This is a genomic window from Pseudanabaena mucicola FACHB-723, from assembly GCF_014696385.1.
In the GTDB taxonomy this organism is placed as follows: domain Bacteria; phylum Cyanobacteriota; class Cyanobacteriia; order Pseudanabaenales; family Pseudanabaenaceae; genus Pseudanabaena.
This window is the reverse complement of record NZ_JACJQB010000002.1, coordinates 180,412-205,311: the sequence shown is the minus strand read 5'-3', so window position 1 is coordinate 205,311 and position 24,900 is coordinate 180,412. Positions and strand designations below refer to the sequence as shown.

The following is a 24,900-nucleotide window of genomic DNA, read 5'->3' as shown; positions in this document are numbered from 1 at the left end:
GGTTAAGTCGCTAAAAGTTGATGGATAGTTTTCACCAGTTGCTTTAGCTTAACAGGTTTCGAGAGATATTCATTCGCACCTGCGGCGATGCAGCGCTCACGATCGCCAGTCATCGCCAGAGCCGTCAGGGCAACTATCGGAACGTTAACTAAAGCAGGAATCTGTCGAATTTGTCTAGTTGCCTCTAAACCGTCAATAATCGGCATTTGTACGTCCATCAAGATTAAATCGGGCTGCTCGGCTTTTGCCATTGCGATCGCATCTCTCCCATTTTGTGCCAAAACCATGCGATAGCCCTTTGCCTTGAGATAGCTGGATATAGTGACGACATTAGCATCATTGTCTTCAGCTAATAAAATTAAGGGCATTGCCTCGGGAGTGTCATCGGTTGAGGCAGTATGTACGTCTTGGGTGCTGATAAATATGGGGTTATTTTCTTCTTGATAGGAATTATTACAGGGGAGTGCGATGGTAAAACAACTGCCGACCCCTTCTTGGCTGCGGAGACTAACCTTGCCGCCATGTACTTCGACAAGCCGTTTGACAAGGGCTAGCCCTAGTCCCGTTCCTTCATATTGACGGTTCAGGGCGCTGTCGATTTGCATAAAGGGCTGAAATAGACGATTGATATTTTCGGGTGCAATACCGATGCCTGTGTCGGTGATATCAATACATAGATACTTTTGGGGTAAGGTGATCGCCAATTTGTCGTGGGGGGCTGAGGTGGAATTGTCAAGACTTATAGAGTCTTGGAGTCGGACTTCGAGGGTAATGCGTCCACCTTGAGGCGTGAATTTGACAGCATTGTTGAGTAGGTTGATCAACACTTGGCGAATCCGTCTTTCATCCACCTGCAATTCGGGAATATAGCGAGGAATTTTGACTTCTAGTTGAATGCTTTTGCTGAGGGCTTGTTGTTTGACAAAGGCTAAGCTGGATTGACAAAGTAGGGCGACATTTGTAGAGCTGTAATCGAGTTCTAGCTGACCTGATTCAATTTTGGCAACATCAAGGATGTCATTAATCAAGGAGAGCAAGTGCGAACTACTACGCTCAATAACCCGTAATGATTCGATCTGGGCAGTGCTGACTGTACCGAATACCTGATCTTGCAAGCCTTCGGTCATACCTAAAATGGCATTGAGAGGAGTCCGTAACTCGTGGCTCATATTTGCCAGAAACTCATCCTTGAGACGGGTAGCTCTGGCAAGTTCCTGATTGGTTTGTTGGAGTTGAGCTTCGTAGTGCTTAATATCGTTGATATCGGTAATTGTGCCAATGGCTCTGATTGCTTTGTTGTCTGCACCTGTAAATGCTTGCCCACGGGACAAGAACCATTGCAGATTGCCATCCACATCCATGAGGCGATGCTCACAGTTAAATTCGGGGCTATTGCCGTCTAAATGGTTCTGGAGATTTTTGAGAAATAAGCTGCGATCTTCGGTGTAGATGTAATTGAGCCAACTGGCAAGATTAACTGGCAATGCACTCTGGGTATAGCCTAGCCATTCTCTAACTACAGAATCCATTACAAAGTAGTCGGTTGTGATATCCCAGTCCCACACCCAGACTTTGGCGGCACGGGTTGCTAGTTCATAGCGCTGTGCCACCTCGGCATATTTTTTCTCGACTATATCCATTTCCCTTTGTTTATAGGTTTTGAGTTGCTCAAATACAGAAGCAAAGGTATCCCCTAAAAATCCAATTTCGTTATTGGGCATGGCAGGTAAGGTCAAATTGCCTTGCTTCTGGCTATTAGATACAGCAAGGGTCATCTTGGTGAGTGGACTAAGCACTAATTTCCGTAATAACCAAGCCATAAATGCAAGCATTAGCCCAAGGCTAAAGATCATCAGATAGATTGCATAGCTCGTATTCTGGAGAGCTTCCTCTTCCATTTCCTGCAAATTCATAATGGCGATGACAATGCCGTTACCTTGGTTGTTGGCAAATTCAGTATTATCTTTTTGAAATAGGGTGCTGCTGAAGGGTAAGATCTGCACCACCACGTGCTTACCTTTGATAACGGTCTGGATATTTTTCTCGATGCCGCTTTGGGAAGCTTGCTGAGCAAATGAGGCAAGTTCGGGGTGTAAAGATGCGTATTTAGTATTGGTTTCTTTGATATCCATAGTCCGACTATGGGCAAGTAAATTCCCATCAGGTGAGACAATCGATATCTCGATAACGGTGGGTAAGGTGGCGTAGTTTTGGACAATCCGCTCTAGCAGGAACACCTCTTTATCTTCGATTAAACCTTCGGTGGCAAATTCTAGCCCCTGTGTAATTCCCCTAGCCCGTTGCTGAATTTGGTGTTGTAAATTTTGGCGGAGAGTGGTGTAGGTGATGGACAAAGAAACTACACCAACAGCAAGCAGTGAAACTGCAAATCCACCTAATAGTTGATGAGCTAGTTGATATTTAGGTAGTTTCATTTGTGCATTCATGATTGCCAATTTTTAGTTGCTTTGGTGATCGGAGAAGCATTAACAATATCCACATTGTCTCGTACTTTACGTCCATGACGAGGATCGGTAATTAATAGTTCTCTGGTTTGCTTTGATGCTTCTAATAAACGCCCACCTGCAAACATGCGTTGATTCATGGCAAGATCTCCTTTTTTTAGCCCTTTATAGTCTTCTTCAAATACTTCAATGGGCATATTCAGTTGCTTAGCGACGGAGGCGAAAACTTCCTTTGGTTTTGTTTCTACGGCTTGAATAGTCTCGAACCATGCCTCAATAAACTTAACTAGTATATCTTCTTGATTGGTGAGTACGCTGGAACGAGTTGCTAAAGAATCGATGACGACACTATCAACATCGGCGGTGGTATGAATTACTTTGCCTTTAGCGGCTTTAGCGGCATTGGACATGAGAGGTTCCCATAGGACGGAGGCACTGATTTTGCCATCTTTGAGCATGGCTGCACCGCGCTCGTTGGCGACATCAACAATTTCTACGTCTTTTGGTTTGAGTTGATTGGCTTTGAGAGCTTCTAAGAGAACCAAATGGGAAACCGTGCTGAGTTTGGCGCTGACCTTCTTGCCTTTTAAGTCTTTGACGGATTTGATGTCAGGGGCGGCGGCAATGCCATCAGAACCTGCCGAGATATCACAAACCATAATAATGACAGGATTTTCTTGGTTTGCATCTACTTGCATTACTTCCGATAGTGGGGTAAAGCTGGCATCTTGGGAACCACGCATGGTGGCGCGAATATTGTCTTGCTGATTGTTAAAACGGATGAATTCAACATCTAAGCCCCGTTTGCTAAATAGTCCTGCTTCTTTGGCATAGAGGGCGATTTGATAGCCCGGCCAACTGTTAATTCCTACTTTAAAAGTTTGGAGATTTTGAGCAGGGTTACTACAGGCTTTAATTGCGATCGCAGTTACAACTACACATAGTGAAAGGAGTAATCCTTTAATAAATTTTGATTTCATAGATTTTAGAAGATTGTTAAATTAATTATTGATAAGATCTAGCTCAAATTGTTAGGATTGCTAGGAAAATATACAGGACATTCTCTAATCATTGATGCTTAAAATGAGTTTTTTGCGATTGAAAAACCTTGAATTAAAATTAAATTGCAAAAATGAAAAAAATCAAAGAAAAAAGTTAGCTTGAGGATTCCCCCCGTGCAAGCAAACTCTAGCGGCTAAATTTTAAGGGAGAAAATCAATTGACTTTGAGTAGTTTAGGTAAATATAACTAATTCCCCCATGGTTTTAGTTTAGATTACGGGACTAACCAATATCTCTAATATAAGCATCATACTAGAATTTTATAGTTTAGTTAATCGAGTTATGTAGAATCTATTTATTGCATGATAAAAATTTTTGAATCGTCGTGACTAATTCTTTTAATTTTACTGGCTTAGTTAGATAATCGTTTGCTCCTGCGGCGATACAGCGCTCGCGATCGCCTGCCATCGCTAAACCCGTAATCGCAATAATTGGGGTGTCAGTAAATTGGGGGTTTTGGCGAATAAGTTGCATTGCTTCGATGCCATCCATATGGGGCATTTGAATGTCCATCAAAATTAAGTCGGGATGTTCGGTTTGGATAATTGCGATCGCATCTAGACCATTATTGGCTGTGATGAGATGATAGCCCTTGGCGGTCAAATAACTCGAAAAAGTGATGATATTAGACTCATTGTCTTCGACTAATAAAATGAGCGGTGATATTAAAGCATCGGGAGAGCTAGTGGAGGGATCAAGATAATTGGGATTTAGCTCAGATGGATTGAGAATTGCCGATGGACTGGATATTTCCGTGCAGGGCAGCATAATCGAGAAGCAGCTACCTACGCCTAACTCGCTAGTGACGCTAACCATGCCACCGTGCATTTCTACTAAACTTTTGACTAGAGCAAGTCCTAAGCCTGTGCCTTGATATTTACGGTTGAGGGCGCTATCAATTTGGCTGAAGGGCTGAAATAGCTTGGTGAGATTTTCTGGGGAAATACCAATGCCTGTATCAGTGATGCTAATACGGACATATTCCTGTGTAGATTTTTCTGTTTTTAAATGGGTCACTTGCGTGATAGCAAGGGTGATGTGTCCGCCTTCGGGAGTGAATTTGACGGCATTATTTAGAAGATTAATCAATACTTGACGGATGCGGCGTTCATCGATGTTTAGGTCAGGCAGATTATGGGGAATTTGCGTATGGATATGAATATTTTTCTGGCTAGCCTGTTGTTTGGCGAGGGTGAGGGGCAGTTTGCAGAGAACTTGTAGTGAAGTGCTGCTGTACTCTAGTTCAACTCTCCCTGCGGAGATTTTGGCAACATCGAGAATATCGTTGATTAGCGATAATAGATGGCTGCCGCTTGACTCGATGTTTTGTAATGCTTTGAGTTGCCGATCGCAAATTGTGCCAAATACTTGCTCTTGGAGCCCTTCGGTCATGCCCAAAATTGCATTTAGAGGGGTGCGGAGTTCATGGCTCATATTGGCAAGAAATTCATCCTTGAGGCGAGTGGCTTGGGCTAGTTCTTGGTAGGTTTGTTGAAGCTGGACTTCGGCCTGTTTACGACCGCTAATGTCGCGAATGAAAAAGACAGCTTCATCATTGCCACAGGGCGACACCCGCACCTCTTCATAATGAATGCGATCGCCTAATTGGATTTGATGCTCATAAATTTGGACGGTTTGGGTGGTGATGGCTCTGTGAAGTGCCTCATATTTGCGATTTATATATTCTTTTTCAGTCCCCTCAATGACTACCTCATACATGCGTTTGCCGATTACTTGTTGGGGATCGACTAGATTTAGACCTTGGGGTGATGCTAAAAAGTCGAGGTAAGTACCTTGGCAATCGACCCGAAAGACGAGATCTGGCAAGGCAAGCAATGTCGCACGAGTACGTTCTTCACTAGTTTGTAATTCCTTGGTGCGCTGTTCTACTCTGGTTTCTAACTCATGATTGAGTTGTTCTAGGGCTTGGTTTGCTTGCTTGCGATCGTTAATATTCAAATTTGTACCGAGCATTCGTAATGGTTTGCCGCTTTCGCTTCGTTCAATTACCCGCCCTTGGCAAAATATCCAAATCCAGTTCCCCGATTTATGGAGCATTCGCAATTCACATTCATAGTTATCTATTTCTTGGCGAAAATGCGTTTCTAGTGCTGCCGTAGCCTTGATTAAATCCTCTGGATGGACATGGCTTTGCCAAGTGTCAAAATTAATTGGCTCTAACTCAGCAGGGTGATAGCCAATCATGGTTGCCCATTGCTCATTTACCATCAAGCCCCCAGTTTGTACTTCCCAGTCCCATAGCCCTATTCCCGAACCTGCAATCGCAAGTTGTAGCCTTTCCTTAACTAGATTTAGTTCTATTTGAGCTTGTTGCCGTTCCAATCGGATCTTTGCCTCACGTACTTCCCGCCGAATAACTTCAGGCAATCTTGTCAAATTTGCTTTCGCCACATAATCATTAGCGCCAGCCTTCATCAATTTCACTGCTGCCGTCTCTCCGATTGTGCCAGAAACCACCACAAAAGGTAGCATTGGATCGTGTGCTTGCACGACTTTGAGCGCCGCAGGAGCATTAAAATGTGGTAGATGATAATCGGAAATTACCACATCCCAAGTTTGTCTATTTAGGGCTGCCTGCAAATCCTCTGAGCCTTCCACCCGTTCCCAAAGGATTTGCATCCCCGACTGTCGCAGTTCGCGAAGTACCAACAAAGCATCATCTTCAGAATCTTCAATGCTTAAAATCTTGATCTGGTTGTCTGAATTAGTATCTAATGCACTTAATTGCTCATTCATAATTGCTCATTCACAGAGATGATTCTGGGATTTCGTGGGAAATTACTTCATTAATAACAGCCCAATACAGACCGAGTTGGCGGACAGCTTCTGTAAATTTTTCGATGCCGACGGGCTTGCGGACATAACTATTGGCTCTCAAGTTATAACTATCGAGGATGTCCTGTTCTTCGCTAGAGGAGGTCAGCACGACAACGGGCAGAAGACTAGTGCGTTCGTTAGCACGGATCTGACGTAATACTTCTAGTCCACTGATTTTTGGCAGCTTGAGATCTAGTAAAACAACACTGGGTAAGGGATTGCTGTTAAAGATGAGCGTTAATGCTTCTTCGCCATTCCGCGCCACCAGAATTTTATTGGCAATGTTGCCGCGCTGCAAAGCTCGCAGAGTCAATCTTTCATCATCGGGATTATCTTCGACAAGGATAATTGGTGGAATGGTCATGGGTTTAAGCTCCTTTGAGATTAGAAGTATTTGCTAAGGTCTGCGGCACTGTGAAATAGATGGTTGCGCCTTGTTCGACGGCGGCTTCTGCCCAGACTTGCCCACCATGCCGATGAATGACCCGTTGGACAGTGGCGAGTCCAATGCCTGTGCCAGCAAATTCATTGGTGTTGTGCAAGCGCTGAAACACGCCAAATAGCATGTCGGCATATTTCATGTCAAAGCCTGCGCCATCATCGCGGACAAAGTAGATCGGTTGCTCTTGTTGATATTCTTGTTGTTTGTCATTGGTGGCAATGCCAAATTCAATGCGAGCAGTGGTATGGTGGCTCGTAAATTTCCATGCATTTTGAATCAAGTTATTGACTACAACGCGCATCAGACTGATATCGGCGGAGACGTACACATCGGATGCGATCGCAATTTCTACCCGTCGCTCTGGTTCTGCCATTTGCAATTCTTCAATTTGTTCTTGCACCAACAGACTGAGGTTGACTTGGCTATAGCGCATTTCTGAACGAGATAGACGCGATAGGCGCAACAAATCATCAATCAGGTTTCCCATGCGCTCAACATTGTGCCGAATGCGATCGAAATAGATTTTGCCCTCTGCATCCAACTTATTTCCATAGTCTTCGAGAAGGGCTTGACTAAATCCATCAATGGCTCGTAATGGCGATCGCAAGTCATGGGAAACGGAATAGGCAAAGGCTTCTAGCTCGCGATTAGAGGCGGCAAGTTGGGCTGTGGTTTGGAGTAGTTGAGCTTCGGACTGTTTGCGATCGCTAATATCAATATTCATACCAATCATGCGAATTGCTTCCCCAACAGCATTGCGCCGCACTAGGGAATAAGCTTTGACATAGCGAATAGAACCATCATCAAGCATAACCCTAAACTCAGAATCGTAGTCTTTCCTGCCTGCCAATGCTTCTTGAATTGCGGCTTCCACAATAGGTTGATCGTCTTGATGGATTCTGCTTACCCAAGTATCATAAACACTGAAAAGCTGAGTTCTGACAATGCCATATAGTTCATACATACGGTCATTACAAATCAGGGTGTTATCAGTCACATTCCAATCCCAAATTGCAATATTTCCCGATTTCACAGCCAAGGTCAGGCGATCGGATAGATTTAATAGTTCTATTTCCGCTTGTTTTTGTTTGGTAATGTCGATATGACAGCCAATCATGCGTACAGGCTTATCATCTTGATCCCATTCGATGATCTTGCCAGAGCAGTTTACCCAGACGGTAGAGCCATCTTTATGGTGATAGCGCACTTCATTGTAATAGGGAATTTCGCCATGGCTCTGCACATGCCGCTCAAAGCATTCTAAAACCGACGGCAAATCCTCTGCAAAAATTAATCTTTGCCATGTTTCGGGCGAGTCAGCTAATTCATGCTCAGCATAGCCAAACATGCGCTTAAAGCCTGTACTCAAATATTCCTGATTGGTTTGCAAATCCCAATCCCAATATCCCGCCAAGACGACATCAAGGATGTTTTCTAACAAATTCAGTTCTTGCTGGACTTGTTTGGCTAATAAACGCTCAGCTTCCGCCTTTTTGCGATCGCTGATATCCATATGCGTTCCCAACATCCGCAACGGATTCCCCATCTCATCCCAAGCCAAGATCTTCCCAATTGACAGAATCCACTTCCATTCACCTGTGGTAGTCTGTTGCCGAAATTCCACTTTATAGTCTGGCAATATACCTGCTACATAGTCACGATAGATTTGAGCAACATGTTCTCGATCATCTGGATGCAGACGTTCAATCCATTTTGCATTAGTTTCGACAAAGGTGGCAGGATCATACCCTAGCATCAGGGCATATTCGGAATTAACGATCGCAATACCTGTCTGGATATTCAGGTCATACATGCCTTGATTTGCCGAGATCAGCGCTAGACGCAATCTCTCCTCACTTTCGATTAACTTCTGCTCATTCTGGATGCGCTCCTGCATATTCGTGATTGCCTGTCCCATCACTTGCAAGAGCCGAATCGTGTCTTCTCGCCACACGATTGGTTGACTAAAGGAGGCAAAGCCAATTGCGCCGATCATGCCCGACTTTTGGGTGAGGGAGACTAGCAAAATAGCCGCGATATTTGCCTGTCGCCAATTTGCTTGATCGATGGCGGCTTCGGGCGGGAGGTCGGCAATGTTCGGGATATATACTACTTCGCATTGGTCTAGCAGGTTACTGCTCCAAGGAAATAATCGCCAGCAGTCGATTTCCTGTGCGATCGCAATTTGCGACTGGCAGCCCTCCTTCACCCATTCATGGGTCATGCTCGAAGTCTGTTTTTCTATGTCGTACTGGAATATATAACAGGTATCGACTTGGGTAGTTTCCCCGATCAACCGTAGCGTAGATTGAATTTCTGCATCTAGATGTTCGGGATGTAAATCGACAAATCGGCTGGTAATTTCGGCAATTAATTGGTTAAATTCACGCTGTACCTGCAAATCATGTTCATTTTCCTGTAATCCTTGCAGGATTGTTTGATGTTCATTTAGCAACTTTGTCTTAATGCCGATCGATTCCCACAGGCTAGCGGCTGTGACTAACCCGATGAGTTGGTCTTGAGCATCCACAACAGGTAAATGCAGAATGCGATGGTGTTGCAGCAGATGGATTATGGTCGATAGGTCTGTAAATGCTGATGCCCTTGTGGTGATGACAGGCTTGGTCATCACTGCATCCATTGTCATGTTTTCTGGGGATTGCCTTTGAGCAATCATTCTCACCACATCTGCTTCCGTAAAAATGCCCACAACTTGGTTGGACTCTAGCACTAGTACGCAGCTAGCTCTGGCAGCGTCAGATCCTCCCTGCTGACGTGCATCTCTCATTAGTGTAATTGCGGTAATTACTGGTGTGTCCCTGTTTGCCAGCAATGGATTCGCAATCATGGCTGAACCGATCTGATCTGCCGTTAAAGTATCTGTAGATATAGGCATAGATTTTGTTTAATCCATAAAATACGGGCAAAATCTCAAAAGAATTTCCTATATATTACCCGCAGATCAGGATTTTAAGAAAAAATCCTAAACGATAGCTTAGGATTTTTGAGTGGAATTTGATACAACCATTAGGCGATCGCAATGATCGGTAGGGTGAGATTAATGGATATGTCTTGGTTGGGGATACTTGCGATCGCAAATTGTCCACCCGCTAGTTCCACAATTTTCTTAACTATTCTCAACCCCAAGCCAGTCCCCTGCTGCTCATAATTCTCGCGATTAAACTGCATAAATGCCCCAACAAGCTGAATTTGTTTTTCTGTCATCCCCACCCCTGAGTTTTGTACAGACAAAAGCAAATTTTCTCCAATCACTTGACTCCGCACGATAATTTTTGTCCCGATATCCGAAAATTTAACCGCATTGTCTAGCAATTCCAACAAAACAATCAAAATATCCTTCTCTGATAAGGGAATCTCGGCTTCCTCTAGCTCGAGGCACAAATCATTACTTCGATTCAGGCGGCTGATATAGGAATTTAAGTTCGTGGCGATCGTTGTACTAGAAAATTTGGTATGGGCGGATTGAAATGATTTTTGGCGGTGGGCTGATACTTCTAAATCTAAGTAAATTAGTAACTTCTTCGTCAATTTTTCAAGACGTTGAGCCGATTCATCCGCCCAGCCTAAAATCTCTTGCACTTCCGCGACTTCCATATTTTGGAAGTCAGATTTAAGCAGCTCAATCGTACAGACAATGCCATTGAGCGGCGTATTGATTTCATGGGATAACCGCGACGCTAAATTCCCCCTTAGCTCATTGAGTGTTCTCTCTAAAACCGCAACGGTCTCGGCACGCAGTGCAGATAATCCTTGAATATCATCATATTGTTGCTTGATGCGGAGCATGGAATGGACACGCGCCCGTAACTCTATACTATTTATGGGTTTACTAACAAAATCATCGGCTCCCGCATTGAGGCAATTAGCAAGGTCAGATTTTTCATTGAGGGCTGTTACCATAATGATCGGAATAGTCTGCCACCTAGGAATAGCTTTAATGTGCTGACAAAACTGAATACCATTCATTTCTGGCATCATCATATCTAACAAAATCAAGTCAGGTCGTAATTCTTCAAGCTGCGCGATTGCTTCTTTGCCACTAATCGCATGGTGCAACTGATAGCCTTGATACCCTAAAAGAGCTTCGATTACATCAAAGTTCCTAGGCTCATCATCGACAACCAGAATTGAAAATGTTTTTATCATGTTTAAAATGATCTAAATGATCCAGATGATTTAGTTTTTTGGTTATCTTTCCCCGAATAATCAAATAATAAAACTAAACTAATCCTCTTTTCAAACTTTTTAGATTTGCTGCTCCCTTCTCGCCGAAGAAATCGACCTCTAAAACCAAGAAACAATGGTGTGCGGCGCAGCCGCGCACCATTGTTTCTTGACTGGAAAGGGGGCATCAAATGCTACAAGCTTGTTTTAGCCATGCTGTTTCTGCATCAGAGAGCATCGGTGATAGCTTCTGCACCACAGCAGCATAGTAATTCTCTAGCCATGCAATCTGTTGAGAATTGAGCTTGTGGCGATCAATTAACTTCTTGTCAAAGGGAATATAGGTCAAAGATTCAAACTCGTACCAAAGTGTCGCATCGGTATCTGACTCCTGAGAACTCTCTGAATCCTGTTTTTTAGCTGCTTTGACAAAATAGAGATTCTCCAAGCGAATACCGCCCCATTTCGGTTTGTAGTAACCTGGTTCGATACTATTAATCGTGCCAAGATCGAGGGACTGATTGACGCGCTTGCTAATGCCATTGGGCCCCTCATGGACATTGAGGAACACACCCACACCATGCCCAGTGCCATGCCCAAAATCTAGACCACTTTGCCACATCGAAGAACGGGCAATCCCATCAATTTGACTACCAGTTGTGCCTTTAGGGAATCTCTGCATGGCACAATTAATATGGGATTTGAGAACCTCGGTATAGAAGTTTCGTTGTTCTTCTGTCGGTGTGCCAAGGCTAATCGAGCGCGTATCATCAGTAGTTCCACCATAAAACTGCGCTCCAGAATCTAAGAGTAGTAAGTCACCATTGAGAAGTTGGCAAGCAGGATTAGGATTGCTGTAATGAACGATTGAACCATTCGCCCCAGTACCTGCAATCGTTGGGAAACTAAGATCGTAAAATCCTTCTTGTTGGCGGTACAAGCCTTCAATTTTATTGGCAACATCTCGTTCACTGATGCTATGTCCAGCATCAATTTGTTCTTCTATCCATTTGAGGGTGAGTGTCTTTGCCCAGCTAGCTTTGAGATTGGCTTGCTGCATTTGAGCAATTTCTACAGCATTTTTATGAGACTTAAACATCTCCACGGGATGTTCAGCTTCGACAATTTTTGCCTTGACTTCCTGAAGTTGGAGATATGTGCCGTAGGTGGTTTGCGCGATCGCAATTAATACATTTTGTGCATCTTGCTGTTCTTGCACTAGCGATCGCAAAATGGGGATATATTGCTCGTAATCAAGAATTTGCACCTGTCCCGCTAGAGATTGGCGCACAGGTTCGTCAATTCGGGCTGTATTAGTGAATAAATATGCCTCATTTTGAGTAACGATGGCATAGCTAATGAAAACAGGATTGCATTCAACATCACGACCACGCAAGTTATAAAGCCACGCAATTTGGTCAAGCTTGGTCACAGGTAAAATCGCGGCTTTCTTTTTGTCCATGGACTCACGGACTCGTCCTAATTTTTGGGTAAGACTTTCCCCAGTAATTGTGTCAGGCAGGGCGATCACGGGTTGATCCCCAAAGGATGGCACAGGCTCGTTGGATGCCCAAGGATTTTGCGATCGCACGGCATCTACGAGGTTGTCAATAATTGGCACAATTTCTACACCACAACTGCTGAGGCGTTCAGAAAAGCGGCGATATTGGGCGACAGTAATCGTAAATGGATCGATCCCTAGTCGTACAATTTGAGAATTGGCGCTAGCCTGTTGCCCCAATTCTGCAAGCACTTCTTCGACAGTTTGGTGATCTTCTAAACCAACTTTGCAGACTTTTTGCAGATTGGCATCTATTTGCATATCCGCTTGCTCGTAATAGCGCGAATCCACAAATACCCAAGCTTTATCAGTGCTAATTAAAAAATCACCTGCCGAACCTGTAAATCCACTAATCCATTGACGACGCTGTTTCGCTTCGGGCAAATATTCGTTAAGATGCTCATCGGCAGAAGGGACAAAATAGGCATCTAGTTTATATTTTGCCAGTTGCGATCGCAGTACCGCAAATTTCTGAGCAGTTCCGTTTAATTCAGCAGATTGATGAGGGGATTGAGTGGGCAAGCTCTGCAATAAAACCATGAAGTTGTCTCTGTATAGCAATAGGATTATCCAGATTTTAGCCTATCGCTATCGGCTGCTACAGATCCAAGTCAGAGAGTGTAAGTAGTTCAGTATAAATAACCTTAAAACCCAGAGGCGGGCGGCTCACGCTTCTGGGTTTTGGTTTGAATTATTTTGTTGCGATTAATCAACGTAGGCTCCACGGTATTTAATTCTTTCTTTGGGCTTTGCCGATTTTTGACTATCTCTTTCGGTTGCGAAGGAACTGGAAATACCTTGAGAAGACTGCTCGTCATGATTGGCAATGTTAGCTCCTCGATATTTAATCGGCATGGGAGACTCAAGAGAATCATTTTCGCGATCGCTATTTTTGGGCATTTCTTCTGGCTTGTACCAACTGCCTCGGTAGAGCATTCCTTGCTCGATCTCTTGCTCGGTGTCTGCGAAATTATTGGAATTTCGAGCTTTGGGCGGGGTGTATAGTTTACCTAGCACCTTAAAACAAAAGTAAGGTAACGCCACGGCAATCATGAGAATCAGCAACAGCGAATCGATCTCGTTTAGAAGGTTAGAAATCATTTCCACATGTTGATTAGATGCCCATAGCGACAGCATCGAACAGACGGCAATGAGTGAGCCGACTTGCAAAGTGTGATAAACAAAAGACTTTTTCATGGACGATTAGCCACAGTTACTTTAACAGTTACTTTGAATTAACTTTGCCTAATTGCATCCTAAACATCGGTGCTTATCTAGATCTGCTTACAAATACAATTAGCGACATACTCTATTAACATAACGTTTATTGATGATTGCGATCGCAATATTCGCTACGATTTTGAATAGGATTCAGTCAGCGCTAACATTTACGAAATTATGGCTCAACTTTCTCAAGACTTGCATAACTTTTTTATTGAAGAGCCTCCCGATGAGCATGTGACCCTCGCGGCAGTGCTAGAGCTAGCGGGTGAGCGTACCTTTGGTTTTTTGTTTGTATTGCTAGCATTGCCCTCAGCTTTACCGATTCCCGCCGCAGGCTATTCTGTCCCCTTCGGTATCGTGATGCTATTACTAGCCTCACAGTTAATTATTGGTGCAAAAACGCCTTGGTTGCCCTCAAAAATTATGCACCGTCCCATTTCCATCCAGCGAGCGCAGGGAATTGTCAAACTCGGTATTCCTTGGATGCAAAAGATTGAACGACTCTCGAAACCACGGCTTACCCCAGTTTGTACCAGTCGATTAGGTCAAATCATAATTGGAATTGCGATCGCACTGATGTCAATCTCGATGATGATCCCCATACCTGGTACCAATACTTTGCCTGCCATGGGAATCTTTGTGACAGGATTTGGGCTATTAGATGATGATGGCGCAATTAGTTTAGGCGGGATGCTTTTATGCGTATGTGGTGCAACCTTAACCATTTCGATCCTCTATGCGATCGCCGTTGGTGGTACAAGTCTCTATGACTGGTTACGCCTGACCATCAAGAGCTTATTAGGTAGATAAACCAGTAGTTTGAGAGCTTGTGCCATTCTCACTATGTGAGCGCACAAGCTTATAGAAAAAATCCGATAGATTGAGCGAACGCAATGACAGAATGGATTACTAACACGATGAACTCCCTTGGCTACTTGGGGATCGGATTGTTGATGTTTTTAGAAAATTTATTTCCGCCAATTCCCTCTGAGCTAATCATGCCTTTGGCTGGCTATACAGCAACTTTCCCTAATACACAAATTCAAGTTATTCCTGCGATTATCGTGGGAGTATTAGGAACTATTTTAGGTGCGATCCCTTGGTACTATGCGGGATTACTTTTGGGGCAAAATCGCCTACAACTATTAGCAAGTCGCTATGGCAAGTGGATTGGTATCTCTGGCGATGATATTGATAAGTCAGTAAACTGGTTTCACAAGCATGGCTCAAAGGCAGTTCTCTTTGGTCGTTTAGTTCCAGGAATTCGCACATTGATTTCTATTCCCGCAGGAATTAGCAAAATGCCGCTAATACCTTTCTTTCTCTATTCCACCTTCGGCACATTGGGCTGGGTATCTCTATTAACCTATGCAGGTTATTTTCTAGGTAGAAATTACAAGCTAGTCGAAGACTATATTGATGTAATCACTAAGGTTGTTGGGGCTATTTTGTTTATTGCAATCGCTTCGTTTATTGGTTATCGCTTGTGGAAGCGATCGCAACCTCGTTAACGCCTCAAAAATATTTCAAAACAAGAAATAGCGCTGAGCCATCGGTAATACCGAGGCTGGTTCGCAGGTCAACAATTCGCCATCTGCCCTCACTTCATAGGTTTCCGAGTCAACCTCCATCCGAGGCAGCGCATCATTGAGCTTCATGTCACGTTTGCTAATATTGCGCGTACCCTTAACCGTCAGCACTTGTTTATGCAAGCCCAACTGATTTGGTATGCCCAGAGCCATCGCCGCTTGAGAAACAAAGGTAAAGGATGTTTTTGCGATCGCACCGCCATAACTGCCAAACATCGGACGCATGTACACAGGCTGTGGTGTAGGAATACTGGCGTTGGCATCACCCATCTGTGACCATGCGATAAATCCTCCCTTAATCACCATTTCAGGCTTGACTCCAAAAAAAGCAGGATGCCAGAGAACAAGGTCGGCAATTTTGCCAACTTCAATGGAACCGACATATTCAGCAATACCATGGGTAATTGCAGGATTAATCGTGTACTTTGCCACATAACGCTGAGCGCGGAAGTTATCCGCCCTTGTACTCTCTGGACTGGCAAGCACGCCTCGCTGTACCTTCATTTTGTGGGCAGTTTGCCAAGTTCTAATAATCACTTCGCCAACTCTTCCCATTGCTTGCGAATCAGAGGAAATCATACTAAATGCCCCGATATCATGGAGAATATCTTCAGCCGCAATCGTCTCGCGACGAATTCTTGATTCTGCGAAAGATACATCTTCGGGAATGCTCGGATCGAGATGGTGGCAGACCATCAGCATATCCAAATGTTCATCGAGCGTGTTTAAAGTATAGGGACGAGTGGGATTAGTGGAAGACGGCAGCACATTTGCTTCCCCACAAATTTTGATAATGTCGGGAGCATGACCACCACCTGCGCCTTCGGTGTGGTAAGTGTGGATCACGCGATTTTTAAATGCTGCGATCGTATCTTCCACAAATCCCGCTTCGTTGAGCGTATCCGTGTGGATGGCAACCTGCACATCGTACTCATCGGCAACACCTAAACAAGTATCAATCGTGGCAGGAGTGGTTCCCCAATCTTCATGGAGTTTCAACCCAATTACCCCAGCTTCTACTTGCTCAATTAGTCCTTCGGGCTTGCTGCTATTGCCCTTACCCGAAAAACCTATATTCATCGGAAAAGCATCGGCAGCTTGCAACATTCGATAAATATTCCAAGGACCGGGGGTGCAGGTGGTAGCATTTGTGCCAACGGCAGGGCCAGTTCCACCACCAATCATTGTTGTGATCCCCGATGCGATCGCAACTTCGATTTGTTGCGGACAGATGAAATGGATATGCGTATCAATCCCCCCTGCGGTGAGAATTCGTCCTTCCCCTGCAATGATTTCTGTACCTGGACCAATGATGATGTTTACATTGTCCTGAATATAGGGATTTCCCGCCTTCCCGATCGCGACAATCTTGCCATCTTTAATCCCCACATCTGCCTTGACTACGCCCCACCAATCAAGAATCAGTGCATTGGTAATTGCTAAATCAACAGCTCCATTGGCATTGGTAATTGGCGATTGTCCCATGCCATCACGGATCACCTTCCCACCACCAAATTTGACTTCATCGCCATAGGTGGTGTAATCGCGTTCCACTTCAATAAATAGTTCGGTGTCGGCTAAGCGAACTTTATCACCAACGGTTGCACCATAGGTTTCTGCGTAGGCGCGGCGGGACATTCTGTAACTCATTCGTTTAATTCTCCAATTTGCCTTCTACTAAAGCATTAAATCCATAAATCTCGCGAGTCCCCACATAGGGAACGAGATTTACTTCCTTTTCATCCCCTGGTTCAAAGCGGATGGAAGTCCCCGCAGGAATATCAAGGTGTGTACCTTTAGAGCGATCGCGATCAAATATCAGCGCTCGATTGGTTTCATAAAAATGATAATGTGAACCAACTTGGATTGGGCGATCGCCTGAATTAGCAACCTTGAGTGTAATCACTTCGCGCCCAGCGTTCAATTCAATATCACCTTCTTGAGTAATGATTTCACCAACAATCATAGACTTATCTCCATTTTTATTTGATTTTTATTTAATTGGGATGCAGCTATACATCCTAAATGTTCAGAATTTGAGCAGCAGTTAGGTCTAGTTCAGGAAAAGTCTGTGAAATAATTTTGTCATCTCCTGTAAATTTAGTTGTTTGATATTTGCCATTTTCATCTAGTAAATTAACAAACACAGTCGGTATTTTAGGGTTACCAAGAAACTCACGGCTTGCGATCGCTAAATAATCGACAATCCAATATTCGGGAATACCAATCCGTTCATATTCCTCAAACTTGTCAATATAATCATCCTCCCAATTTGTAGAAATGACTTCAACAGCTAGCTGAATTGTTTCGCGTAAACCCCTATAGTCACCACGATTAGATCGCCAAATAGTTGCATCAATTACGCTTAAATCAGGTATCCGTCCGCGTTCATTGCCTTGTTGGTCAATAGTTCTGATGGGAATAGCTCTTTTAATTACATAATTGAGAGACAAACGTTCCACCTCTCGATAAAAGCGTCTATCAATGAATTCACCAACATCATCATGATTGCGTGTAAATGCCATTTCACAAATCTCAACTACCTCACCATCGATCAGTTCAAAATGTCCATATTCTGGATATATTTTTAAAAACTGGTCAAAGGTTAATTTAGGTTTGCCATCTGCCAACTTTTGTTTGTTTTGGGGTGTAGTGATCGCAATCATCTCAGACCTCCATAATGTATTTGGATTGCTGGTTAGCGGATAGGATTATGTACTGTCACAAGCTTAGTTCCATCGGGAAAAGTTGCTTCCACTTGCACATCATGGATCATTTCGGGAATGCCTTCCATCACATCATCACGGGTGAGCAAAGTCGCGCCATAGGACATTAGCTCAGCAACCGTGCGACCTTCCCTTGCTCCTTCCAAAATCTCGGCAGTGATGAACGCGACTGCTTCAGGATAATTTAACTTCAAGCCTTTAGCTTTACGACGTTCTGCTAGTAATGCAGCCGTAAAAATCAATAATTTATCTTTTTCTTGAGGCGTAAGTTGCATGGGATAATTACCAAACTCTAGGTACGCATATCTTTCTATCCCTATAGGATACACGCAAAAGCTGCCAAATTTCTTGAAACCATTTACGCGCATCACCAGAGGAATCACCACAATAGCGACAGACTAAACCTGATTGCGATCGCGTCACTCCTGACATTCCCTGATAATTGCCATGTTCCCAAGTAGAACGAATCTGGGTAATTAATTCAGGTTCTACGGTTGTGCCGACAAAGATAAAATTTGCTGCGATCGCAAAACCATTTAAAGCGTTAGGACTGCCTAATATGTCAATATTTCCATGAAGATGTTGTCGATCAATCCACAAGGGGCTTTGGTCTCGCCATACCTCTGTGTGCGATCGCCAGTTACCTTCTAGAAATTTTTCCCCTCTAGCTGTACGACCAAACCGAATGATTTCCCACATTGTACAGGTAGCAGTTGGGGCTAGTTCAATTCTTGTTTGCTGACGATATTGCGCTTTGGAAAACACAATTGTCTCTTGGGGAAACCATTCCAAATTTGCGCCTTCATCAATTTGAATATGGATATTTTGTAAGGATTCTGCACCTGTACTGCGATAGATTTTACTGGCGGCAGCAGTAGTAATTAGGGCTTGGGTTTGCGGTTGTAAATGAATTTTGGCTGATAGGCGATCGCCACCGACTAAACCACCTGCGGTATGTAAGAGAATGCAATGACAAACTTCTTCACCTTCAGGATATAACGATCGCTGGATTTTCCAAGGTGCTACGGTATAGCTACGATTTAATATTGTTTGTTGACTCCGTTTGCTAAATTCTAGTTCTAATTCTCCTGCCCAAGATGCAACCATAAAGAAAGTATCCTCATCGTGTAATAAAGGGCAGCTATGCTGCCCTTTATTACAATATTAAACCGCTAGAAATGTTTGAATGACTTCGTTACTTAGTTCTGACGTTTTGCCAGAAGCGACAATGCCGCCTTTTTGCATGGCGTAGTACCAATCGGCTTGGCGCACAAAGTGTAAATGCTGCTCTACCAATAGAATTGAGATGCCTGTCGTTGCAATAATATGCTTAACCGCCGCTTCAATTTCCAAAATGATCGAAGGCTGAATTCCTTCCGTTGGTTCATCAAGGATGAGTAACTTTGGTTGTCCCATCAATGCTCTTGCGATCGCAAGTTGTTGCTGTTGACCACCACTCAAGTCACCGCCCATCCGATTGAGCATTGACTTCAAAACAGGAAAAAGCTCAAACACCATATCCAAAAGAGTTTGACGTACCGCAGGACTAACAGGACGAGACTCAAGACCTAGCAAAAGGTTTTCCTTAACACTCATGCGCGGCATTACTTCACGCCCCTGAGGCACATAGCCCACACCCATGCGGGCGCGTTGATCAGGGGTTAGCTCATTAATATCTTTACCAAAAAAAGATATTTCTCCCTGTCTGGGCTTGAGCAATCCCATTACTGTTTTTAGGAGCGTCGTTTTACCAACTCCATTGCGACCAATCAGGCAGACCATTTTTCCTGAAGCCACACCCATATCAACATTTCGTAAAATATGACTTTCGCCATAATAAACATTGAGATTATTAATTTGTAAAATTGGATCGTAAACTTCTTCCATAAATCACCTTTGCTTTAAGTTGAATGTTAACTAATCTTCTTCTTGCTGACCTAAATAAACTTCAACGACTCGAGGATTATTCTTGACTTCATCGAAGTTACCTTCGCAAAGCACTGAACCTTCATGTAAAACCGTGACCTTGCGAGCGATCTGGCGGACAAATTCCATGTCATGTTCAATCACAATAATCGAATGGGATTCTGCGAGTGACATTAATAGTTCGCCTGTTTGTTCAGTTTCCTCATCGGTCAACCCAGCAACGGGTTCATCCACAAGCAAGAGATCGGGAGATTGAGCGACTAACATGCCAATTTCTAGCCATTGTTTTTCGCCATGGGACAAGAATTCCGCTTTCATCGTGGCTTTATTCATCAGTCCAATTGTTTGCAATAGGTCGTTTACCTTTTGCTTTTCGACTACCGATGGTGACTTAAAAAGAGTGGAAAAAACATTCTTGTTAGGATTACTGGCGAGTTCTAGATTCTCTCTTGGGGTGAGATTGAGATAGATGCGTGGAGTTTGGAATTTACGTCCCACGCCCATTCTGGCGATTTGATGTTCCGCTAGCGATCGTGTATTTCTGCCTTTAAACCGAACTTTACCTTCGGTCGGCTTTACTTTGCCAGTAATTACATCTAAGAATGTTGTTTTACCAGCACCATTAGGCCCAATAATCACTCGCAATTCCCCTTGTTCCATGTCAAAGTTCAAGTGATTAATTGCTTTAAACCCATCAAAGCTTACCGTAACATCTTCAATCTCTAAGATTTTGCCGTTCATTTTGTACCTCTGGATCTAACTCAAGACTGGGATATGTAACGGTTGGTCTGCCACCAAATAATCTCTTGAATAGCAATACACCAGTGGTGCGACACCAACCCACCAAACCATCGGGCAGCACCATAACGACGAGTAAAAACATCGCGCCCTGAAAGAATAACCAAACTTCAGGAAACTGTTCACTTAGTAAACTTTTGGCAAAGTTAACTAAGATCGTACCGATTAATGCACCGATTAGAGTGGCGCGACCACCTACCGCTACCCAAATGACCATCTCAATGGAAAGGGCAATATCCATGGATTTAGGGGAAATGATGCCTGTCTGGGGCGTAAACAACGCACCGCCGATGCCTGCTAAAACTGCGGATATCGCAAATACTAAAACCTTAAAACCTGTGGGGTTATAGCCCGAAAAACGCGCACGATTCTCATCATCTCTTAGGGCAATGAGTAATCGCCCAAATCTACCACTGGTCAACCAACGACAGAGTACATAGGCTAAGCCAAGAAAGACTACAGTCAGAATGTAGAAAACTCTTTGGGTTTCAGGGGCATTGATGTCATAGCCAAAAATGGTTTTGAAATCAGTAAGCCCATTAGTTCCATTAATCAGTTGTTGCTGGCCATTGAAAAAGTTGAAAAAGATGATTGTGGTAGCTTGGGTGAGAATTGAGAAATAGACACCGCGAATCCGATTACGGAATACCAAGTATCCTAAAACTGCTCCAACAATCGCAGGAATAAGGACAATTGCTAATACCGTAAATTGGAAAGAATGAAATGGTTCCCATAGGGCGGGAAGCTTATTGATGCCGTAAAGAGGCATAAATTCAGGTAGCTTTTGAGTTGCATCGGCTGGAAATTGTAGTTTTAGGTGCATTGCCAAGGCATAGCCACCTAAACCAAAGAAAACTCCATGCCCTAAACTCAAAAGTCCTGTAAAGCCCCAGATTAAGTCAATTCCCAAAGCCACAATTGCTAGAGCGAGGAATCTACCTAGCATCGTAATTCTAAATTCTTGACCTGTGGCAGTAAAAATAGGGGGGATCACAAAAATCAAAATTAGTGCGATCGCAAAACCAACAGCAATTTCAATGCCAAGCGATCGCCAGTTTTTTTTTGCGATCGCAGAAGTCGGAATATTCTGAGATATATCTTCGATCATGCTCATTTATCTATTCTCTAATGGTGATTACAACTCCACGGAACGACCTTTCGGAGGAAACATGCCTGCAGGCTTGTACTGTAAGAACGCAACAATCATCAGGAATAGCAATACTTTCGCCATGCTGGTTGTCCCAAAGAAAGTAAAAAATCCTGCGACGGGGCTTTGTGGACCAAACAAAGTGACAAAGGTCTGCGATCCAAATAGATAGCTCGTAATCCCAATTGCCATCGCTGCCGCAATACTACCGATCAACTTACCAACACCACCAACGACGACTACCATAAATGTGTCTACGATGTAGTTCTGACCAGTATTAGGACCAACGGAGCCAAGGAAACTGACCGCACAGCCCGCTACTCCTGCTAGACCTGAGCCAAGGGAAAAGGTTAGAGCATCAACAGTTTTGGTGGGAATACCCAAGCAAGAACTCATCTGGCGGTTTTGCATGACAGCGCGGATGCGTAAACCCCAAGGAGATTTTTCTAGAAATAAATAAATGCCAACTACGCAAACAATTGTGAGCGCAATGATAAATAAACGCACATAGGGAAGCTGAATCGCGCCAAGCTCTAGACCTCCACGCAACCATTTTGGAGCAGTTACATCTACATTTTGCGCTCCAAACCAAGGCTGAGTTACGGCAATTTTATAAGTCTGCGCCATAAATACAGCCACAGTTCCCGAAATCGCAAGGGATAGGGGCAATAAAATTGCGATCGCCCAACTACGAATTGCTAGCCAATTGGGGCGCTTTTGGAGAATCCAAACGCCACCAAAATATAAAATGCTAAAAATGATGAGTCCCGCTAAAATTATCCAGTTCACACTACGCACGAATTGCTGAAAAATCAGGCTCACGCCCCAAGTTGCCAGCAATGTTTCTAATGGTCTGCCATAAAGATGACGAATTACTCCCTTTTCTAAGAGAAAGCCAATCGCTGCGGTCACTAAAAAAGCAGCTATCAGCGCTGCGAATACATAAAAATCTGTCCAAGGTTCTCCTAACCCTTTGAAGCCATTCTGCACCACAAAAGTTGTATAGGCTCCAAACATCATCAGTTCTCCATGAGCCATATTAATTACGCCCATCAAACCAAAGACGATCGCCAAACCCAGTGCAGCTAGCAACAAAACCGAACCTGTACTGATGCCGTTAAATACTCCCTGAAGAAGTTGAAGAAGGTTGTCTGTCATGTTTCTATCAACATTTATCGGTATTCGGTCTTGACATAGATATTGAAAAGATGTAAGGGCAATTAATCAATTGCCCTTACATCTTTTCGTTTAGCTTTAGCTTAAAGTTATACAGAATGCTTAAGCTTTTTTGAACTTGCCACCCTTCGCTTTGTCAGAGTAATCGCAGTAGTAGCCTTTAGTTTCTGCAACAAATTGGTTCCAAGGTAATGGTGCAACTGCTTCTTTGGTTTCGTTGACAATCTTGAACTGACCATCGGCTGTAACTTCACCAATTCTTACAAACTTAGAAAGGTGATGGCTGTTTTCCATAGTTACCTTGCCTTCAGGAGCGTCAAAGGTTTGACCAAGAGCAGCCATTCTTACAGCTTCAAGATCATCAGCTTTACCTGCCTTCTTAACTGCTTGCGCCCAAATGTTGACAGCAATGTAACCAGCTTCCATCGGATCATTGGTTACGCGATCTGCGCCATACTTGGCTTTGAATGCTTCTACAAACTTCTTGTTGGCAGGATTGTCAACGGTCATGAAGTAGTTCCAAGCAGCGTAGTGACCCTTCAGGAATTCAGGACCAATTGCCTTGACTTCTTCTTCCGCGATACTGACAGACATCGAAGGATATTTGTCCGCAGTGAGACCAGCACCTTGCATTTGCTTGAAGAAAGCAACGTTGCTATCACCGTTCAGGGAGTTATAGATTACGCCGCCATTAGGCAATGCTTGCTTGATCTTGGAAATAATCGGGGTGACTTCAGAGTTGCCCAAAGGTAGGTAATCTTCACCGACTACCTTGCCACCTGAAGCTTCCAATTGTGCTTTGATGATAGTATTCGCAGTACGGGGGAATACATAGTCAGAACCAACAAGGAAGAATTCTTTACCCTTATTCTTGAGTAGCCAGTCTACAGAAGGCTCAATTTGTTGGTTAGGAGCAGCACCAGTGTAGAAGATATTCTTCGAGCATTCTTGTCCTTCATATTGAACAGGATAGAAGAGTAAATGATCCTTGGATTCAAATACTGGTAGCACGGCCTTACGGCTAGCGGAAGTCCAGCAACCGAAGACAGCTACAACTTTATCCTGATCGATCAGTTTCTTAGCTTTTTCAGCAAATGTTGGCCAGTCAGAAGCGCCATCTTCAACAATCGCTTCAATTTGTTTACCTAATACACCGCCAGCTTTATTGATTTCTTCGATCGCAAGTTGAGTTGCATCAACTAAACTCTTTTCACTGATTGCCATCGTGCCACTCAAAGAGTGCAAAATACCAACCTTGATGGTGTCACCGCTAGCGGCTGTGGCGGTTGGTGATGCTGTACCTGCTGCGGTGGTCGCCGTGGGGGTAGTAGTAGCTGGCGCACATGCCTTAATCAAACTGCTGACTCCTAGAGCCGCAGATCCATAAACTATAAATTTACGACGATTCATTTGACTGCCCATTAAACTTTAGTGCCTCCAGAACTTGAGAAGAATACGTTTTATGCGAAAGCGAATTTTCGATAATATTAATCAAAAATTAGAGTGATAATGTTACTCCTTTTTTTGCATCAATCAAAACAACTGACGATTCATCCTTATATAGTTAAACTGAACTAGTTGTATCGTAGAATACCATTCTTCTTTGCAGTCTCTAAAGCGCCTAACAGAGAGATTGATGGGGATATAACAAGATATTTAAAATCTGGCTTTTGTCTAGCAATATAATTTTTTCTTAAGACTTAAAACCCAAACAAATAGCAGTAGCACTGCTATTTGTTTGGGTTTTAACTGAAATAAAATA

The 24,900-nt window shown here is 43.6% G+C and carries 20 protein-coding genes; 2 read left to right on the top strand and 18 right to left on the bottom strand.

Features of this window, described 5'->3' with window-relative positions:
* Positions 1-2: 2 nt before the first annotated feature.
* The 8 genes from H6F41_RS18875 to H6F41_RS02515 all read right to left on the bottom strand — a co-directional run bounded on the left by H6F41_RS18875 (position 3) and on the right by H6F41_RS02515 (position 13,749).
* Positions 3-2,435: a hybrid sensor histidine kinase/response regulator gene (locus tag H6F41_RS18875; protein WP_242022880.1), complete on the bottom strand. Its 2,433-nt coding sequence runs from the start codon at positions 2,433-2,435 to the stop codon at positions 3-5.
* A gap of 8 nt (positions 2,436-2,443) precedes the next feature.
* Positions 2,444-3,445 carry an ABC transporter substrate-binding protein gene (locus H6F41_RS02545; RefSeq protein WP_190401897.1) on the bottom strand — a complete coding sequence of 334 codons (1,002 nt, stop codon included), beginning with the start codon at positions 3,443-3,445 and terminating at the stop codon, positions 2,444-2,446.
* Between the two features lie 372 nt (positions 3,446-3,817).
* Entirely contained in the window at positions 3,818-6,283 is a 2,466-nt protein-coding gene (locus H6F41_RS02540; RefSeq protein WP_190401896.1) for a response regulator, read from the bottom strand.
* Between the two features lie 10 nt (positions 6,284-6,293).
* Complete coding sequence (locus H6F41_RS02535) at positions 6,294-6,728, bottom strand: response regulator (protein WP_190401895.1); 435 nt, start codon at positions 6,726-6,728, stop codon at positions 6,294-6,296.
* 4 nt (positions 6,729-6,732) lie between these two features.
* Positions 6,733-9,702 carry a PAS domain-containing protein gene (locus H6F41_RS02530; RefSeq protein ID WP_190401894.1) on the bottom strand — a complete coding sequence of 990 codons (2,970 nt, stop codon included), beginning with the start codon at positions 9,700-9,702 and terminating at the stop codon, positions 6,733-6,735.
* A 131-nt stretch (positions 9,703-9,833) separates the two neighbouring features.
* Positions 9,834-10,973 (bottom strand): hybrid sensor histidine kinase/response regulator, encoded by a 1,140-nt coding sequence (locus H6F41_RS02525; RefSeq protein ID WP_190401893.1) that lies wholly within the window; start codon positions 10,971-10,973, stop codon positions 9,834-9,836.
* 205 nt (positions 10,974-11,178) lie between these two features.
* Positions 11,179-13,092, bottom strand: coding sequence for a M24 family metallopeptidase (locus H6F41_RS02520; protein ID WP_190401892.1), 1,914 nt, complete (start codon positions 13,090-13,092; stop codon positions 11,179-11,181).
* 165 nt (positions 13,093-13,257) lie between these two features.
* Positions 13,258-13,749 carry a hypothetical protein gene (locus tag H6F41_RS02515; RefSeq protein WP_190401891.1) on the bottom strand — a complete coding sequence of 164 codons (492 nt, stop codon included), beginning with the start codon at positions 13,747-13,749 and terminating at the stop codon, positions 13,258-13,260.
* A gap of 201 nt (positions 13,750-13,950) precedes the next feature.
* Here H6F41_RS02515 and H6F41_RS02510 point away from each other — a divergent pair, with 201 nt between their 5' ends.
* Together H6F41_RS02510 and H6F41_RS02505 are read left to right on the top strand one after the other, a co-directional pair.
* Positions 13,951-14,586, top strand: a complete 636-nt coding sequence (locus tag H6F41_RS02510; RefSeq protein ID WP_190401890.1) for an exopolysaccharide biosynthesis protein — start codon at positions 13,951-13,953, stop codon at positions 14,584-14,586.
* Positions 14,587-14,669: 83 nt separating this feature from the next.
* The gene (locus tag H6F41_RS02505) at positions 14,670-15,287 is read left to right on the top strand and encodes a DedA family protein (protein WP_190401889.1); all 618 of its coding nucleotides are present in this window, start codon (positions 14,670-14,672) and stop codon (positions 15,285-15,287) included.
* A gap of 15 nt (positions 15,288-15,302) precedes the next feature.
* On the opposite strand, the gene ureC is transcribed toward H6F41_RS02505, so the two are convergent.
* From ureC to urtA, 10 genes are all read right to left on the bottom strand, one after another.
* Positions 15,303-17,015 carry an urease subunit alpha gene (gene ureC / locus H6F41_RS02500; protein WP_190401888.1) on the bottom strand — a complete coding sequence of 571 codons (1,713 nt, stop codon included), beginning with the start codon at positions 17,013-17,015 and terminating at the stop codon, positions 15,303-15,305.
* 4 nt (positions 17,016-17,019) lie between these two features.
* Positions 17,020-17,331, bottom strand: coding sequence for an urease subunit beta (locus H6F41_RS02495; protein ID WP_190401887.1), 312 nt, complete (start codon positions 17,329-17,331; stop codon positions 17,020-17,022).
* A gap of 55 nt (positions 17,332-17,386) precedes the next feature.
* Positions 17,387-18,031, bottom strand: a complete 645-nt coding sequence (locus tag H6F41_RS02490) for a Uma2 family endonuclease (protein ID WP_190401886.1) — start codon at positions 18,029-18,031, stop codon at positions 17,387-17,389.
* A 32-nt stretch (positions 18,032-18,063) separates the two neighbouring features.
* A complete protein-coding gene (gene ureA / locus H6F41_RS02485) occupies positions 18,064-18,366 on the bottom strand; it encodes an urease subunit gamma (protein WP_190401885.1) in 303 nt (100 codons plus the stop codon).
* A 7-nt stretch (positions 18,367-18,373) separates the two neighbouring features.
* A complete protein-coding gene (locus tag H6F41_RS02480) occupies positions 18,374-19,198 on the bottom strand; it encodes an urease accessory protein UreD (RefSeq protein WP_190401884.1) in 825 nt (274 codons plus the stop codon).
* A 57-nt stretch (positions 19,199-19,255) separates the two neighbouring features.
* The gene (urtE, locus tag H6F41_RS02475) at positions 19,256-19,978 is read right to left on the bottom strand and encodes an urea ABC transporter ATP-binding subunit UrtE (protein WP_190401883.1); all 723 of its coding nucleotides are present in this window, start codon (positions 19,976-19,978) and stop codon (positions 19,256-19,258) included.
* 30 nt (positions 19,979-20,008) lie between these two features.
* Complete coding sequence (gene urtD / locus H6F41_RS02470) at positions 20,009-20,758, bottom strand: urea ABC transporter ATP-binding protein UrtD (RefSeq protein WP_190401882.1); 750 nt, start codon at positions 20,756-20,758, stop codon at positions 20,009-20,011.
* Entirely contained in the window at positions 20,733-21,923 is a 1,191-nt protein-coding gene (gene urtC, locus H6F41_RS02465; protein WP_190401959.1) for an urea ABC transporter permease subunit UrtC, read from the bottom strand. Before urtC ends, urtD begins: the two co-directional genes overlap by 26 nt.
* Before the next feature lie 27 nt (positions 21,924-21,950).
* The gene (locus H6F41_RS02460; RefSeq protein WP_190401881.1) at positions 21,951-23,120 is read right to left on the bottom strand and encodes an ABC transporter permease subunit; all 1,170 of its coding nucleotides are present in this window, start codon (positions 23,118-23,120) and stop codon (positions 21,951-21,953) included.
* Between the two features lie 120 nt (positions 23,121-23,240).
* Positions 23,241-24,560, bottom strand: a complete 1,320-nt coding sequence (urtA, locus tag H6F41_RS02455) for an urea ABC transporter substrate-binding protein (RefSeq protein ID WP_190401880.1) — start codon at positions 24,558-24,560, stop codon at positions 23,241-23,243.
* Positions 24,561-24,900 lie beyond the last annotated feature (340 nt).

Excerpts from the sequence above, each read along its gene's own strand:
- urtE (WP_190401883.1), bottom strand. The coding sequence starts at position 19,978 with ATGGAAGAAGTTTACGATCCAATTTTACAAATTAATAATCTCAATGTT.
- H6F41_RS02530 (WP_190401894.1), bottom strand. The coding sequence starts at position 9,702 with ATGCCTATATCTACAGATACTTTAACGGCAGATCAGATCGGTTCAGCC.
- ureA (WP_190401885.1), bottom strand. The coding sequence starts at position 18,366 with ATGCAACTTACGCCTCAAGAAAAAGATAAATTATTGATTTTTACGGCT.
- H6F41_RS02515 (WP_190401891.1), bottom strand. The coding sequence starts at position 13,749 with ATGAAAAAGTCTTTTGTTTATCACACTTTGCAAGTCGGCTCACTCATT.
- H6F41_RS02495 (WP_190401887.1), bottom strand. The coding sequence starts at position 17,331 with ATGATTGTTGGTGAAATCATTACTCAAGAAGGTGATATTGAATTGAAC.
- urtD (WP_190401882.1), bottom strand. The coding sequence starts at position 20,758 with ATGAACGGCAAAATCTTAGAGATTGAAGATGTTACGGTAAGCTTTGAT.
- H6F41_RS02505 (WP_190401889.1), top strand. The coding sequence starts at position 14,670 with ATGACAGAATGGATTACTAACACGATGAACTCCCTTGGCTACTTGGGG.
- H6F41_RS02520 (WP_190401892.1), bottom strand. The coding sequence starts at position 13,092 with ATGGTTTTATTGCAGAGCTTGCCCACTCAATCCCCTCATCAATCTGCT.
- H6F41_RS02460 (WP_190401881.1), bottom strand. The coding sequence starts at position 23,120 with ATGACAGACAACCTTCTTCAACTTCTTCAGGGAGTATTTAACGGCATC.
- H6F41_RS02545 (WP_190401897.1), bottom strand. The coding sequence starts at position 3,445 with ATGAAATCAAAATTTATTAAAGGATTACTCCTTTCACTATGTGTAGTT.
- H6F41_RS02490 (WP_190401886.1), bottom strand. The coding sequence starts at position 18,031 with ATGATTGCGATCACTACACCCCAAAACAAACAAAAGTTGGCAGATGGC.
- H6F41_RS02480 (WP_190401884.1), bottom strand. The coding sequence starts at position 19,198 with ATGGTTGCATCTTGGGCAGGAGAATTAGAACTAGAATTTAGCAAACGG.
- H6F41_RS02540 (WP_190401896.1), bottom strand. The coding sequence starts at position 6,283 with ATGAATGAGCAATTAAGTGCATTAGATACTAATTCAGACAACCAGATC.
- urtA (WP_190401880.1), bottom strand. The coding sequence starts at position 24,560 with ATGGGCAGTCAAATGAATCGTCGTAAATTTATAGTTTATGGATCTGCG.
- H6F41_RS18875 (WP_242022880.1), bottom strand. The coding sequence starts at position 2,435 with ATGAAACTACCTAAATATCAACTAGCTCATCAACTATTAGGTGGATTT.
- ureC (WP_190401888.1), bottom strand. The coding sequence starts at position 17,015 with ATGAGTTACAGAATGTCCCGCCGCGCCTACGCAGAAACCTATGGTGCA.
- H6F41_RS02525 (WP_190401893.1), bottom strand. The coding sequence starts at position 10,973 with ATGATAAAAACATTTTCAATTCTGGTTGTCGATGATGAGCCTAGGAAC.
- urtC (WP_190401959.1), bottom strand. The coding sequence starts at position 21,923 with ATGATCGAAGATATATCTCAGAATATTCCGACTTCTGCGATCGCAAAA.
- H6F41_RS02510 (WP_190401890.1), top strand. The coding sequence starts at position 13,951 with ATGGCTCAACTTTCTCAAGACTTGCATAACTTTTTTATTGAAGAGCCT.
- H6F41_RS02535 (WP_190401895.1), bottom strand. The coding sequence starts at position 6,728 with ATGACCATTCCACCAATTATCCTTGTCGAAGATAATCCCGATGATGAA.